The organism is Wolbachia endosymbiont of Tribolium confusum, from assembly GCF_020405475.1.
Classification (GTDB): domain Bacteria; phylum Pseudomonadota; class Alphaproteobacteria; order Rickettsiales; family Anaplasmataceae; genus Wolbachia.
This window is the reverse complement of the sequence record NZ_JAIZNT010000002.1, coordinates 24,898-39,167: the sequence shown is the minus strand read 5'-3', so window position 1 is coordinate 39,167 and position 14,270 is coordinate 24,898. Positions and strand designations below refer to the sequence as shown.

General features: G+C 33.7%; 13 protein-coding genes. 7 read left to right on the top strand and 6 right to left on the bottom strand.

All coding sequences use genetic code 11. The features are described from left to right. The first annotated feature begins 33 nt into the window (after positions 1-33). From LEM02_RS01945 to LEM02_RS01930, 4 genes are all read left to right on the top strand, one after another. Positions 34-3,234, top strand: coding sequence for a TrbL/VirB6 family protein (locus tag LEM02_RS01945; RefSeq protein ID WP_226079502.1), 3,201 nt, complete (start codon positions 34-36; stop codon positions 3,232-3,234). Then, positions 3,218-3,847: a WD_0853 family protein gene (locus LEM02_RS01940; RefSeq protein ID WP_226079602.1), complete on the top strand. Its 630-nt coding sequence runs from the start codon at positions 3,218-3,220 to the stop codon at positions 3,845-3,847. The genes LEM02_RS01945 and LEM02_RS01940 overlap by 17 nt, the downstream gene beginning before the upstream one ends. Positions 3,848-3,951: 104 nt before the next feature. Beyond that, positions 3,952-4,500 carry a 16S rRNA (guanine(966)-N(2))-methyltransferase RsmD gene (rsmD, locus tag LEM02_RS01935; protein ID WP_226079501.1) on the top strand — a complete coding sequence of 183 codons (549 nt, stop codon included), beginning with the start codon at positions 3,952-3,954 and terminating at the stop codon, positions 4,498-4,500. Between the two features lie 87 nt (positions 4,501-4,587). Next, on the top strand, positions 4,588-4,950 hold the full coding sequence (locus LEM02_RS01930; protein ID WP_226079500.1) for a hypothetical protein: 363 nt from the start codon (positions 4,588-4,590) through the stop codon (positions 4,948-4,950). Between the two features lie 273 nt (positions 4,951-5,223). On the opposite strand, the gene LEM02_RS01925 is transcribed toward LEM02_RS01930, so the two are convergent. Together LEM02_RS01925 and LEM02_RS01920 are read right to left on the bottom strand one after the other, a co-directional pair. Then, a complete protein-coding gene (locus tag LEM02_RS01925; protein ID WP_226079499.1) occupies positions 5,224-5,544 on the bottom strand; it encodes a hypothetical protein in 321 nt (106 codons plus the stop codon). A 615-nt stretch (positions 5,545-6,159) separates the two neighbouring features. After that, the gene (locus LEM02_RS01920) at positions 6,160-6,690 is read right to left on the bottom strand and encodes a hypothetical protein (protein ID WP_226079498.1); all 531 of its coding nucleotides are present in this window, start codon (positions 6,688-6,690) and stop codon (positions 6,160-6,162) included. Positions 6,691-6,825: 135 nt separating this feature from the next. Here LEM02_RS01920 and LEM02_RS01915 point away from each other — a divergent pair, with 135 nt between their 5' ends. Both LEM02_RS01915 and LEM02_RS01910 read left to right on the top strand, forming a co-directional pair. After that, entirely contained in the window at positions 6,826-7,434 is a 609-nt protein-coding gene (locus tag LEM02_RS01915) for a superoxide dismutase (protein WP_063630582.1), read from the top strand. Between the two features lies 1 nt (position 7,435). Continuing rightward, a complete protein-coding gene (locus tag LEM02_RS01910) occupies positions 7,436-8,710 on the top strand; it encodes a M16 family metallopeptidase (RefSeq protein ID WP_226079497.1) in 1,275 nt (424 codons plus the stop codon). On the opposite strand, the gene LEM02_RS01905 is transcribed toward LEM02_RS01910, so the two are convergent. The 4 genes from LEM02_RS01905 to LEM02_RS01890 all read right to left on the bottom strand — a co-directional run bounded on the left by LEM02_RS01905 (position 8,707) and on the right by LEM02_RS01890 (position 13,076). Then, complete coding sequence (locus LEM02_RS01905; protein WP_226079496.1) at positions 8,707-9,024, bottom strand: WD_0736 family protein; 318 nt, start codon at positions 9,022-9,024, stop codon at positions 8,707-8,709. The two genes, LEM02_RS01910 and LEM02_RS01905, sit on opposite strands and share 4 nt — an antisense overlap. A gap of 178 nt (positions 9,025-9,202) precedes the next feature. Further along, positions 9,203-10,414, bottom strand: coding sequence for a tRNA guanosine(34) transglycosylase Tgt (gene tgt, locus LEM02_RS01900; protein ID WP_226079495.1), 1,212 nt, complete (start codon positions 10,412-10,414; stop codon positions 9,203-9,205). Next, complete coding sequence (gene nuoE / locus LEM02_RS01895; protein WP_226079494.1) at positions 10,415-10,915, bottom strand: NADH-quinone oxidoreductase subunit NuoE; 501 nt, start codon at positions 10,913-10,915, stop codon at positions 10,415-10,417. 97 nt (positions 10,916-11,012) lie between these two features. Continuing rightward, complete coding sequence (locus tag LEM02_RS01890) at positions 11,013-13,076, bottom strand: ankyrin repeat domain-containing protein (RefSeq protein ID WP_226079493.1); 2,064 nt, start codon at positions 13,074-13,076, stop codon at positions 11,013-11,015. A 584-nt stretch (positions 13,077-13,660) separates the two neighbouring features. On the opposite strand from LEM02_RS01890, the gene LEM02_RS01885 reads away from it, so the two are divergent. Further along, a complete protein-coding gene (locus tag LEM02_RS01885; protein WP_226079492.1) occupies positions 13,661-14,269 on the top strand; it encodes a hypothetical protein in 609 nt (202 codons plus the stop codon). Position 14,270 lies beyond the last annotated feature (1 nt).

Below are 14,270 nucleotides of genomic sequence, written 5' to 3'. Positions count from 1 at the left end.
AGAAATTTATTCTGTATTGGAAAAAGTTTAGGTATGCAATCACGCTTAGGCAAATGTTGGTTTAGGTTATTAATTTTGGTAATCTGTGTGCTGGTTACAGGTTGTAGTAAGAATGATATGCCTTTTCCAAGATGTATATCTGCTGATTATTTTGGTCCTGAACCCATTGCAATTGGTGCTCATTTTTCAAGAGATCACGATGCCTTTGTTCCCGAAGATCAGGAAATTATTGACTATGATACTGGTGAGGTCAATTATGGTTTTCACTCTAATCAAGTGGTGAAGTGGAAAGATACTGGATTTGAAACCAATGGAGATAGTTTAGTAGTACGAGTAAATGGTGCATGGACATCTTGGAGTAATAATAATAAGAAAGAATCTAAAGGTAGTTATAATTTGCAAAGCTTGGAACAGCTAAAATATGCGACTAAGTTTGAAGGTAAACAAGGCGATAATAGTTTGCCTAACTTTCGCTTAATTTGTAATGATTACAAATCTAGTACACAAAAAATTTCAAGTAATCCTAATGCAAGTTGTACTGTAAATTGCAAGTGTATTAGTGAAGATGATAACAGAGAAAAACGTGGTGCTCCATGTTGGTTTACTAACGGCCATGGTGCTTATCTTTTATTTAAAAGGCCTAGCGATTCTAGTCCTAACGAAAATTTAAAATCCATGCGTAACCCTGAGTCTCCTACTGTACATCTAGGTTACAATTCCGTAGCGGAAGATGGAAGTGGGCTTTTTACTTTAGACAGAGATAACACCACATTACAGGACAGGAATTGTAATACGTTGAGGTTAGAAAAAGGATGGAAAATATATGTAAAGATATTAGATAGATATTATCTAGATAATGCAGGTGGCTACTCTTTTGAATTTTTGAGCGGAGTGCAGCAGCCAAGTACCTTTGGATTTTTTGATTACGTTTATAACTATCTAAAATGTGTATTATTGATTAACGAAAATTGCAAAGAGCATTTTGATAGTAAAGATCCTGCAGCTGCACAAGCTATGTTTGAAAACATAGCTGAAAAAGGTACGAGCTTTCATAATTTCGTTCTTTCTTTACTTGTCCTGTTCGTGGTGATTTCATCGCTTCTCTATCTTTTTGGTATGGTACAACAAACTAAGCATGATATGCTCATCAGAATGATGAAAATTACTCTAGTAATAGTGCTTATATCTCCTGGAAGTTTTAAGTTTTTCTATGATCATTTTCTCATTTTATTTATTAAAGGTCTTGAACAGTTGATAAGTATAATTACTAATTTTGCACCCCATATGAACACTGCAACCACTGCTCAAGTAGATGGAGAGGCACGTATTAAGCTGTTCAGTTTCATGGAAGACATGTTCAATAAGTTTTTTGCTTACTCTGTTTGGAAAAAATTTGCGGCGTTTTTACATTATCAAATGTGGGCAAGTCTCCTTATGATACCGGCAATTTTTATAGGGATTGTCTTATATTTCCTGCTGTGTATGTATGCTTACATAATATTCCTTTCTGGTTTTATGGGTATAGCTTTTCTTATAGCTATAATGCCGCTATTCCTAATCTCTATTTTATTTTCACCATTGAAAAGTCTATTTGAGGGTTGGATCAAATTCTGTATTAGTTTCTGTTTTCAATCAATTATGATATTTGCTTTGTTGTCATTACTTGCTGCAATGATAATGAATACCTTTTATAAACAGTTAGGTTTTACTGTATGCTATAATAAATGGCTTGAAATAAAGTTATGCGCTCCAAAATGGGTATTTGGTGGTTTTTGTATAGTTGATAAAGAATACTTTGGCTGGACTCCAGGGCAAATTTTTGTACCTTATACTATCGGGGAGGCTTCTCCACTGAACGTAGACAAGAACATAGAGGGTATAGAAAAGATAAGCAGAGAAGGTGGTGCAGTAAAATTCACCGGTGGTGCTGGATATATCCCTCTTCCACCCGATTACATTAAAAAAGGTTTTCGTTATATAGATTATCCTTTCTTTAACCCAGTGCCTGGTACTGAGAAAAATCCAGCAGACCATTATATAGCAGAAAGTGATATAGTAGTTGATGCTAATTGTAGTGAAAAAGATCTAGTGCGTCTAACGAATAGTTTATTACATGCATCAGAAAAGGCTGATATCTTATTGTTGATAGATAATATAGATAAAAGGGTAGGTAGTACTAGTATTAGCGAAATAGTAAAACGCCACTGTCAAGATATAAACAAATGTAGCAATTATAAGAAAATAATAAGTGAAATAAAGTCTTTAGTGCAAGGTGTAATTACGCAGAGCGAGAGCTGCCAATCAGAGAATTTTTATGATGTAAATCAAAATTATCAAGAAAATAGTGATTACCAAAGGGTGCAAGACATACAGAGAGGTTATTTAATCAACGCAGGAGAGATTTTTGTGCTATTTTTGCTTTCATTTTTGATGTTTTCTTTGAAGGAGTTTGTACAACAGATGGGCTCAAGCATTGCCGGTGGTGGGTTTAGTGTTTACAGTATATCTAGTATGTATCAAGCATCACCTTTAGCTAGTGTTACAGATGGATTAAAGCAACAGTGGCAGAACTTTGCTGGTGGAAAGTTAGAGTCTTTAGGTGATTGGGCTACTCATGTACCAGACAGATTAGCTGGAGGTACAGCTAATTTGCTAGGTAGAATACCGGGAGTTGGGGGTGTGCTGAAATATGCTATTAATGTGCCACGCAAGCTTGTAGGTGCTACTATTGAAGCAACAAAATTTGCAACATCACCTAAAAATGATATTGATAAGCTTGAGGAAAAAATCTACAGGACGTTTGGAATTGATAAAGAAGATATTGCACATAGAAGAATTGATAAATATTTAGAATATTATAAAGGATATGTAGGATCACATTTGGGCTATACAATAGAAGATGCGATGAAATTTACTTGGAAGCATGGTCTTGACTCTATAGGAATTAACCCTGCTACGGGAGAAAAAGATGGTTATCAGCATAATTTACTTTATAGAGCAAAAACGCACAGACGTGAGTTCTTGGAAAGGCTTCATGATTACACTATCGGCCGCAAGAGAGAACCAGAAGAAGATGAATCATCAAAAGAAAATAAGCCTAATCAATCAAATCGAAAATTAGGTACGGAACCAGAAGACCTAAAAAACACTACAGAAGCTATACGTGCCGGAGAAGATAGAGAGCTTCAAGATAATGAAAGGAATGATAACAGAGATAATAATGAAGAATCCTAACTTTAAAGGACTAAAATATTATGGTTTGCAGCAGGATGAAGGTGGTAATATTCAGCTAAACGATTATGATGATATTTTGAATGCACGCAGAGCGAGGGTAGATTTGTTACTAGATAGCACTAAGCAAGGTGATGTTAATCTTTCAAAGCTAGATAAAGCTCTGAATGAGAGACTTATAGATGATAAAGGGCTATCGTCAGAATTTGACAAAGAAGACAAAGAAATTGCACAGAAGGAGCTTAAGATGTTCTCTATTTTAGACAATCTTGATAATCTTGCAAACATTAAAAGTGAAGATCTATTAGAGGTTAGTTTGTTACTATCAGATCTTAGTTTTATAGAGAGAAATATTGTGTTAAATGCCAATCAGAGTTTTGATCTAATAGGGTTAAAAAATCTATTTATAGAAAAAAAAGCATCTGGTGAGGAATATAGTGATGAAGAATGTAAAAACTTCCTCGATAATATAGAGAAAATCAATACTATAATTAAGTTAGAGTTAGAAAGTAGAATTGAAGGGATGGGTCATGATGAAAAAAACAACCATGATGATTTACAAGACGAGATTGGTCGTGCAATCAGTATAGAAAATAAATCAAAGAAAAGCGATTGATCTTGCGTTTCTCCACAAGCAATCTTCTTTTTATTAGACTGCTGAAGCTATGTTGACATTAAATGTGTATTATAAATAATTAGTTAACTTCGAACTTGTTTTATATGTTACGTGTTATTGCGGGTAAATATCGTGGAAGAAAAATAACTACAGGCAAGAATTTAGCTGCACGGCCCACTATGAGTAGTGTCCGAGAAGCAATATTTAGTATACTTTCTTCAAGAAAACCTATTTATAACCTAAATGTACTTGATTTATTCTGCGGAAGTGGCTCTTTTTCATTTGAGGCACTTTCTCGAGGTGCTAAACATGCATTCATGGTAGATTCAGATTATTACAATTTGCAACTGCCTAAGAAAACAGCAGAAGATTTTGGAATTACGAACGATATCACGTTAATTTGTTGCAATGCTAACGGATTACCAAGACCTATTTCAAAGTGCGATGTAGTTTTTATGGACCCACCTTATAATATCAATCTGGTTAACTCAACTTTAGACGAGTTAGCTCACTCAGGCTGGTTAAATGATAATGCGTTAATAATTCTAGAAATGAGGAAAAATGAAGGTTTTGAGTGCAATAAAAACTTCAATATAATTGTGGAGCGTACCTACGGTATTGCAAAAATAATTTTTCTTTCTTCACTCACTTGAATTTCTTTTGTAAACATCTATAGCTAAGCTGAGTAAGATTTTTCCGAGGACTGAAAGAAAAAATCAATTCGTTTTGGTGGGAATAGGGTGTGTAACAGCAAATCAATACGAGTTGATATACTAGAAGAAGTATGGAAAGAAATGAAGATGGTACTCAAAGAACCAGAGGCAATGACAAAGGTTAGACTTTTAAAATATGAAAATAAGCAGGCAAAGGATGAGATTGAAAAACGCGCAGATAAAATAGAACAAGGTATAGAAAGATTAGCTTATGTATATGCAAGGGGTCATATAACGAAGGAAAAGTATGACTTAGAAGTTGAGAGCATGAAAAAGGAGTTAAAAGGAATCAGAGATCAAAGGGAAGAAGCTATCGATGAAAAGAGGCTACAGAGAGAATTAGATTTTATCACAAACATTGTAGAAAATTTTTCCTCTGAGAGAGCTTAATCAGGCATATTCGGAAACTAAACTTGATATAATAAGAAAATTAGCTCAATGCATTGAAATTGACGATGATAACGTACATATAGTGTTTCGATTGAAAGAACTTACTCTCGAAAGGCAAAAAAAAGTGTTCAACATTGTATCGTGATTTCAGTGTTAAGCACTGGCATGATACCGTTTATTCTTATGGTGGTCTTATCTGTCTACCTTAGTTTATCACTCTGCTAAACGGATAAAAAAAAGAAGATATTAGTTTACTAATATCTTCTTTTGTGATTAAAAATACATTGGATCTTGATTGTGTATTTCATCTACTATAAGCAATAATTTTTCGCTTTCATCATAGAGACTTTTTGTACTAGCTGCTAATTTCTCACTAATTTGTGAACGAGGTTCGGAAAGTTCAAGACTATAAAATGGTAATGCTTGAAGACATTGTTGTAGGCATTCTTGCAGTGATGAACTATTTTGACATTTATTGGAGCATATACGCATAATGTCTCGAATTACACTGTAACTTGAAAAATCATCCAACTTTTGTTGTAAATCTACTTCCTTTTCCTCATTATTGAAACCCTGTAAATTTCCTTGAAACATAATACATTCCTTAATTTTGCAAATATACTAATATTAGTATATAAATATGAATATTATATTAATATAATTACTTTTCAAATATAAATGGCAAGTTAAAGTGGTTTTTTGTTACTCAAAAAACAGAAATGTTTCTATTTCCTACACTTTCTTTATAAAAATCATAGGCGCCCATTATTAGCTAAAGTAAAAGTCAAGTATCTGGAATTCTGGACATAAAATCCTCCTGTATAAAAAGATTAGAAAAAAATGCAGCGCACATATGACAGACGTGTATATACGCTGAAAAAGATACGCTACGTTTTTTATTGAAAAGTTAGTTGAAAGTCTGCAGACAAAGATAGATTTTGAGCTCTTAAAATATCTCTAATTGTCATTATAATCAGATTCAAAATATGCGGAAGTAATTTTTTTTGACAATAGATTTCTTGCATAACCAAGTGTCATCCCAGCTGGGATTCAACTAAGTTGGTAAACACCTTACAACGTTTTTTGCGCGAAAAAGCTGGATGGCAGTGTCACGCACTGGCATGACATCCTCTTGCTTCTATAGGTGTCTTTATCTCGTCTACTTTATTTTGCCACACAGATACAATGGTTTCACATGTACTTGGTAGGCTATCTATTTTGAGAAGGACTACCAACACCTTCACTTTTTGCATCACTAAACTTACTTGCTACTTTATCAATAGTCCAAACTAGTGGTGTAATAACAAGCGCAGCAGCCCAAATGACAGCACTAACAACATAACTCAAAACTGTGTTAACAAATTTAGATAATGCACTACTATGGTCCCATGTCTTACGTGACAACATGGATGAATAATTTATGAACGATTTTGTGTTACGCTTAAGATCAAAACTATCTATTGCTTTCGCTAATCCTTTTGCCGGCCAGTATGACAAATACGCCAATGCTAGATATAAAGGTTGCAGAATTACACTAGCTAACGCAAAAGTAGTAGTCTGAATCATAGAAGGATTTTGGTAACTACCAAGAGCTACATTTTTCACTTGCCCAACAACACTGTTGATAAGGTAAACGGATTTATAGAAACTATTTTGTGGAATTTTGTTACACCCAACACTTTTGGTAGGAACATCTCCGAACTTAGCATATTTCTTAAAATTATCATATAAATTTAACATATTACCCCTCTAAAATAAAAACATAATTATCTTACTAATATCGCTTGTTTTAGAATAAATGCGATCACTACCTAACTAAATTATTTATTGCGCAAAAGCACATATTACCATACCATCGAAAATAAAGAGGTCAGCATGAGTTTTACTTTACCTGAGTTGCCATATGATAAAGCAGCTTTAGAGCCTTATATATCTGTAAAGACATTAGATTTTCATTATGATAAGCACCATAAGGGATATTTAAATAAACTCAACGAACTGGTTGAAAACACAGATTATCAACATATGGAAATTGAGGAATTAGTAACGAAAGTTCATGGAAATAATAATACAGTTCCTATTTTTAACAATGCAGCACAAGTTTGGAATCACACTTTTTATTGGAATTCAATGAAAAAAAATGGTGGTGGTAAACCTAAAGATGATGGTCTTCTAGCAAAAAAAATTCAAGATGATATCGGTGGCTTTGACAAATTTTGTGAAGAATTTTCAAATTATGGAGTAAGCCAATTTGGTAGTGGATGGGTGTGGTTAGTGCTTGAAAAAGGAAAACTCAAAATCACTAAAACTCCAAATGCGGATCTACCGCTAATTTATGGCCAGGTGCCACTACTTACTATGGATGTATGGGAGCATGCATACTATTTGGATTGCCAAAATCGCAGAATTGACTACATAAAAGTTTTTCTTGATCATTTGATCAATTGGGATTTTGTAGAAGAGAATTTAAAGAAGAATATATAAGATGAATATACCACAAGTAACAAAACTAGATAATGGTTTGCGCATAATAACTGAGCGAGTGCATGAAGTTGATTCTGTAGCTTTAAATATACGGGTTGGTGTTGGCAGTAGAGCAGAAAGCGCAAGTCAAAATGGAATATCTCATTTCCTAGAGCACATGGCTTTCAAAGGAACGAAAACGAGGACTGCATTTGAAATTGCAAAAGCTTTTGATGATATAGGTGGAGCCTTCAATGCCTGCACCGGTAGAGAAAGCACCAGTTATTACGCAAAGGTTCTTAAAAAAGATATAAAGACTGGCATTGATATATTAATAGATATATTAATGAATTCTACATTTCCAGAGGATGAATTGGAACGCGAAAAGGGTGTTGTAATACAAGAGATTTTTCAAACTAATGATTCACCGAGCGATATCATCTTTGATAAGTATTTTGAAGCAGCTTATAAAGATCAACCATTTGGTAGGTCAATCTTGGGTACGCAAGATACTGTCAAATCTTTTACTCGAGCTAATCTAGATAACTACATCAATGAGCATTACTTTGGCGAGAACATTATATTTGCTGTTGCAGGAAATGTTGAACATGAGGAAGTTGTTCAATTAATCAAAGACTTTCTCTCAAAGATTCATTCAAAAGAGCTGAAAAAAAGCGAGAATGCAAGTTATACCGGTGGTGAGTATTTAGAACATCGTAAATTAGATCAAGTACATTTATTAATTGGTCTACCTAGTGTTTCTCGTGATGATAATAGATATCATACATTCAAAGTTCTTGATGCCATACTGGGAAGCGGAATGTCATCACGCCTGTTTCAGGAAGTAAGAGAAAAGCAGGGTCTTGCTTACTCCATTTACTCATTCAACTCTAGTTATGCTGATACAGGAATACTCTCCATTTTTGCCGGTACAGATAGTAGTAATCTAGATAAATTTTTAAAATCCATAACGACAGAGCTAAAGAAATTGTCCACAGACGATCTGAAGGAAGAAGAAGTAAATAGAGTAAAAGAGCGAGTAAAATCCCAAATTTTAATGTCACGCGAAAGTGTTAGCTCGCGTGCTGAAACGTTAGGACACTACTACGGCAACTATAATAAATACATCAGTAAAAACGAATTAATAGAAAAAACAAGCATGGTTAATATTGCTGATATAAAAAGGGTAGCAAAAGAATTGCTATCTCAGCATGAAAAAATTACTTTAGCTGCGATTGGAGAAATTAATTCACTGCCAAGTTACGATAAAGTGGTTTCTATGCTTAGTGTACTTTAGTTATGTTGCTTATGCTCACTAAAAAGTTCAATGAATGGTTGCAAAATCCTTTCTATAAAAAGTTTGCTTTCTGGTTCGTCGCATATACCACTAATTATTTTATTGAAAGTTTTTTCGCTGTTTTGTAAAAATAAATAGCTTTCTACTGATTGCACAATAGACAAGGCAGTCAAAATTCCTCCTATCACTAAACAAGAAGCTATAGCAGGTACGGTACCTACTGCAACTCCAGTTGCGATTAATGATAAACCAGCTAAGAGTGTAAAGGCTGAAACACAAAACGCTATTTGATGTTTTTCTTTATTTTTAACCATAAATGCCTCACAAAATTATATTTCTAGTATGCTAGTATATATAATATACTGTCAAGTTTAAAAAAAATGCAACACACATGCGCAAAAGATGCTAATTATGGATTAGCCAGGAAAGAGTAGGAAGAGGAAGGCTTTTTCTGTTTTAAAGAACATAAAATAAGCGTAGAAAAGATATGAACTAGGTATATAATTCACAATGCAGCGGTATTTCACTAATCCAATTATTTTTTTCCTGATCTAACCTATCATTCAATATCGCTTGTCTTATTGATTCCATCAACTTATTCATGAAGAAAACATTGTGAATGGTAACAAGTGTATAAGCCAGCAATTCCTTCGCTTTTAGTAAATGGTGTATATAAGCTCTTGAATGTCTCCTGCAAGTAAAGCACAAACAATCACTCTCAATTGGGTTATCGTCTAGTTCGAATCGTTGATTTCGCAAATTAATATGCTCTTTACACTTTGAAGAAATAGAATCTCTGTTTTTTACTTTAACAAGTGCGCCACCATGTCTTGCGAGGCGAGTTGGATGCACGCAATCAAATGTATCAACTCCAAGCTCTACTCCACGAAAAATGTCTACAATTCCACCAATACCAAGCAAATGAGTAGGCCTATCTTTTTTTAAATGTTCCATAGTAAAGGAAACTACATCATACATCTGCTCTTTACTCTGACCAAGCGATCCACCTATTGCTTGACCAAAAAATGGCAAATTGTTGATAAAGTCACAACTTTCTCCACGTAAATCTTGATACACTCCGCCTTGGCTAATTCCATACAGCGCCTGTTTGCCATCATTATTTTTTTCAAACTCATTTAAAGAACATTCAGCCCATCTATAGCTCATGAGCATTGATTTTCTTGTGTATTCTTTACTGACATGGAATGGAGTACATTCATCTAAAACTAGGATTAAATCTGCACCTAATTTTTGTTGAATTTGTATAGACTTTTCAGGAGTTAGACAATAAGTTTTACCATTTATGTAAGAACGAAAAATTGCCCCATCTTCGTTAATTTTGATCAGAGTTTTTTGCTTCTGTCTTATTCCCTTTATTTCTTCCGAAACTGACCCGTGCCCTAAACTAAATATCTGGTATCCACCAGAATCAGTGAGCATTGGTCCACTCCATCCCATCATCTTGTGCAATCCACCAAGTTTTGCTACGGTATCTTCCCCTGGTTGGAGCATTAGATGATAGGTGTTAGAAAGTATTATCTGAGTACCTGCTTCTCTGATTCTTTCGATATCTGCAGCTTTAATGGCAGCTTTGGTTGCACAAAATATAAATGCTGGTGTTTCTATGTTTCCATTTGGAGTTTTAATTGTGCCAACTCTTGCAGAACCTGATTGCTTGGTTATCCTAAACGAAAACTTTTCCATCTATTTGCTTGAAAGCTCTGCTATGATATTTTCCACTTTTTCAGGAGTGAGGTTTTCATAAAAGTCATTATTGATCTGCACCACAGGGGCATTAACGCATGCACCAAGACATTCAACTTCCTTTAAAGTAAATAGATTATCTTTAGTAGTTTCACCGATATTGATTCCTAGTTTCTTTTTAAAGGTATTTAATACTTCTTCACTATTGCACAACCAGCAAGGAGTTGTTCTACAAATTTGTATGAGATATTTACCTACTGGTTTTAAATTATACATGGTGTAAAAATTTGCCACTTCATATACACGAATATGTGGAATATGCAGCATATCAGCAACATAACGCATAGCAGATTCAGAAACCCATCCGCATTGCTCTTGAATCAGATACAGTAAAGGCATAACAGCACTACCTTCTCTACCTTTAGGATACATCTCTATAGACTTTTTCGCTTTCTTCAGGTTATCTGATGTAAAACTAAACTCCTCTTCTTTCTCTTTCATCTAATAAGTCTCTTGTAAATCTCAACAAATTATACTTGAAAAGCTAACAATTGCAATTAGACTTCTTGCATAATTTAAGACCTGCTGTAAATCAAGCTTAGGGTGATCTAATTTGACATACCTCATTATTTTTTCTACGTTGTAATTGATCTACATGAGAAACTTTTTCACCACTTTGTAATCTTTCTCCCTGGAAAATTCCTGTAGGTCTTTTAAAGTACCCACGTTTAATAGCATCGTACACTGAGTAACCACCAAGTAAGCAATTTACTCCTATTTTCTCCCCACAATCTTTTAATTTTTTCAACTTCTCTTGATCTCTTACTTCTACCTTTATCCAGTTTTTATTTTGCTTATCAGGATACAACCTGACTTTTAACTTTCCCTGAGTGGTAGGGAAAGTCAATACTATATCACTATCGTCCGCAAGATTGGTGTAATTCCTTATACCATCCTTTGTTATAATTGCTACCTCACTTTTACCAATCTTTATTATATCTCTTTCATAGTCTATATTTCCCTGAGCTCGCCTTAACTCACTAGCTTTTTCTGTGAGCTTTGCAACATTTATTATGCTATCTTCGGAATATTCCGAGTATAAAGTAGTGTTATCTATTTTTGCATTTCTTACCACACCATTAATAACTGCTCCTTTTATAACTTCCATAAAATCTAGAGTGCTATATATATAATCGTAATAAGCTTCTATCATATTCCCTTTGTGCTCTTTAAATTCAGATTCTAGTGTATCAATTACTTTCATATTATCCTTATTATATAACACTGCCCCTATTGATACCAACTTGCATACTATCCTGCTTGCAACTTCAGGATTCTTTCCTAACTCACCAATCCTTTCCATAACACAATCTGTAAAGTTACGTTTCTTATCTTGAGAAAATCGTCTGTTAAACCTTCCTCCTGAGAGAATAGCTTCGTTTACAACTCTTTCTAGCTCATCCATATCTTGAGCTTTAGAAACTTTATCTAAAAATTCTTTTAGCTTTATCTGTCGATTCGGCGGTAAATTACTCCATAAATCCCTAGAACAATACTCTTGCTCATCACAATTTGACCATTGTAAATTGATTGCATCTGCTTTCAAAAGTAATCTTTTTACTTCAAATTTATTTGCTCTTTCATCAATACCTAAACGAGCAAAAGAATCAAGATTTTTAGCATGTTGATGCACCTGCAACTCTCCTTCATTACTTCGAAAATTCAAAACCATTCTTAGATCTTGATCATTCCCAAAGTCATCTAAGAATTCTTTTAGATCTTCAACAACTAAATCATCTTCTAAGTTGTTTTCTATATCAAATAACTTTCTTCTCAAACCCTCCTGTCTCTTAGTTAAAACGCAACCTGAACCATCTTCGAACCAGTCTTTTGTTTCCATTATAGAACGTAACTTATCACTCAACTTCTCTCGCTTATAAGTCACAAAGTACTTTTCAATATGTTCATGATGATTATCACGTGCAGCTTGCAGAGGAGTTTTTCCTTGTTTATCACCTCGATCAGAAATAGCTCCTTTCTCTAAGAGTAAAACTACGCCTTCAGAACAACCAACACTAGCAACATGATGCAAAGGCGTTTTTTTTTCATTATCTTCTGCATCAAGGTCAGCTCCCTTTTCTAAGAGAGCAGCTATACTATAAGGTCCAGTAGCATAGTGTAAAGGTGTCCTCCCTTTATCATTCTTGATATTAGGGTCAGCTCCTGCTTCTAAAAGCAAACTTACGGCACAATCATATTGTTTTCTTGCCCAAGCCATACTTGATATTATGTGCAACATCGTCAAACTAGACTCTCCCCTTTCACAATTAAGAACGGTTTTTAGATCTTGATTATCTTTATTATTTAACAAAAACTTTTGAAGTTGCCGGTAACTATCTCCTGCACTCAAAGATCTCATTGCACTAAAAATAGATAGCAATTTCTCATCTAACTCTTCTTGACTGTCTGTTAACTCAGTTGTAACAAGCCACGCACACATTAAATTATCAAACGAGCCTTTTGTAGCTTCAGCAATATCTACCAAATGACGCCTATCAGGAAACATGAATAAACTTTTAATCAATTCATATTCATAATCCTGTTGTAGCTCGTTTTCTATTCTACTTTCCTTATTAGAATCTTGCTCGGTAACTTCTGGCATATTTATTCCTCACTTTATAAAACCGCATATAATATACATGACAAGTAAAGCTAATACAAGCTAGCTTTCTACTACTTCTTGTATAGCTATATCACTAACACGTAGCGGAATTATAAGCATTAAGAAATTAACTAAATAAAAAAAAGGCAAAAAAACCCCGTATAACGAGTTTTGACCCTATAATAATGTAAATTGGCGTTGTAATAATGTGCTAACAAGCGCGATTTAGCTGAATGTAGAAAAAATAAAAAAGACATGCAGCCGCTATAATTTTATGCAATTTGCCAATATATACCTGAATTTTGTTGTTAAATTTGCAGAGATTAAAAACAAGGATAAATACTCTTACTGTCATGATAAGGAAATTGGGACAATTTGTAAAAGAATTTCTGTTGTCAACAAGCTGCTAAATTTATTATATGGTTTCAAAGGAAATATATTTTCTATGAGAAATTCTGGCTTTATTAGCATATTATCTCAGAGTATTTAAAAAAATTAATTTGTTAATCTTAGTTAAAATTTTCATTGACATTAACATGCAGGAACAATCATAATAGTATTTTGTTAAGATTTTAAATATAATTATGTCTATATTAAGTAGGTTATTTGGAGTTAATACAATTATACTAAAAGTTAAAGAAGTAACAGATTTCAATCTAGCAAACATGGAGTTTATCGAGCAAAATGAAATTGCTTATGGACTTAATTATCGAGATAACAGTGATGGAAGTAGTGAAGTAAAATTACTCATTAGTCCGTTATATCAATCAAAAACATATGAGTGTTGTACAGGTGTTAACGTAACAAATGAATTCAAGGACCAATTATCTCTCACACTAATAGAAAATTCAGCTGAAGTAGATAAAATTGGAGTTATTTTTCCTACAGAAGAAATTAACGAAGAAGGAAAAAAATACATAAAAAGTTTAATATTTAACACTTATAAAATTCAACATTCAACTAATGCACCCTCAGTTGAGCATTCAGGAAAAGTAAAATTACAAAAAAACATTAATAACCATAATGATGCAAATAAAGGCAATAGCTACTTTCAACCAAAAGCAGTAAAAGTTGGTAACGGTAATGTTATTGTAATCGCTCATAATTTAAAGGATCAAACTTTAGTCTCCTGGTATTTACAATCAGACACGGATGGAAAATTTAAGGTTTTGCGTAAAAAAACGGTCTTATAGA

Bases quoted from the DNA above. Each gene is read 5' to 3' on its own strand.
- LEM02_RS01945 (WP_226079502.1), top strand. From the start codon at position 34: ATGCAATCACGCTTAGGCAAATGTTGGTTTAGGTTATTAATTTTGGTA.
- rsmD (WP_226079501.1), top strand. From the start codon at position 3,952: ATGTTACGTGTTATTGCGGGTAAATATCGTGGAAGAAAAATAACTACA.
- LEM02_RS01925 (WP_226079499.1), bottom strand. From the start codon at position 5,544: ATGTTTCAAGGAAATTTACAGGGTTTCAATAATGAGGAAAAGGAAGTA.
- LEM02_RS01920 (WP_226079498.1), bottom strand. From the start codon at position 6,690: ATGTTAAATTTATATGATAATTTTAAGAAATATGCTAAGTTCGGAGAT.
- LEM02_RS01915 (WP_063630582.1), top strand. From the start codon at position 6,826: ATGAGTTTTACTTTACCTGAGTTGCCATATGATAAAGCAGCTTTAGAG.
- LEM02_RS01910 (WP_226079497.1), top strand. From the start codon at position 7,436: ATGAATATACCACAAGTAACAAAACTAGATAATGGTTTGCGCATAATA.
- LEM02_RS01905 (WP_226079496.1), bottom strand. From the start codon at position 9,024: ATGGTTAAAAATAAAGAAAAACATCAAATAGCGTTTTGTGTTTCAGCC.
- tgt (WP_226079495.1), bottom strand. From the start codon at position 10,414: ATGGAAAAGTTTTCGTTTAGGATAACCAAGCAATCAGGTTCTGCAAGA.
- nuoE (WP_226079494.1), bottom strand. From the start codon at position 10,915: ATGAAAGAGAAAGAAGAGGAGTTTAGTTTTACATCAGATAACCTGAAG.
- LEM02_RS01890 (WP_226079493.1), bottom strand. From the start codon at position 13,076: ATGCCAGAAGTTACCGAGCAAGATTCTAATAAGGAAAGTAGAATAGAA.
- LEM02_RS01885 (WP_226079492.1), top strand. From the start codon at position 13,661: ATGTCTATATTAAGTAGGTTATTTGGAGTTAATACAATTATACTAAAA.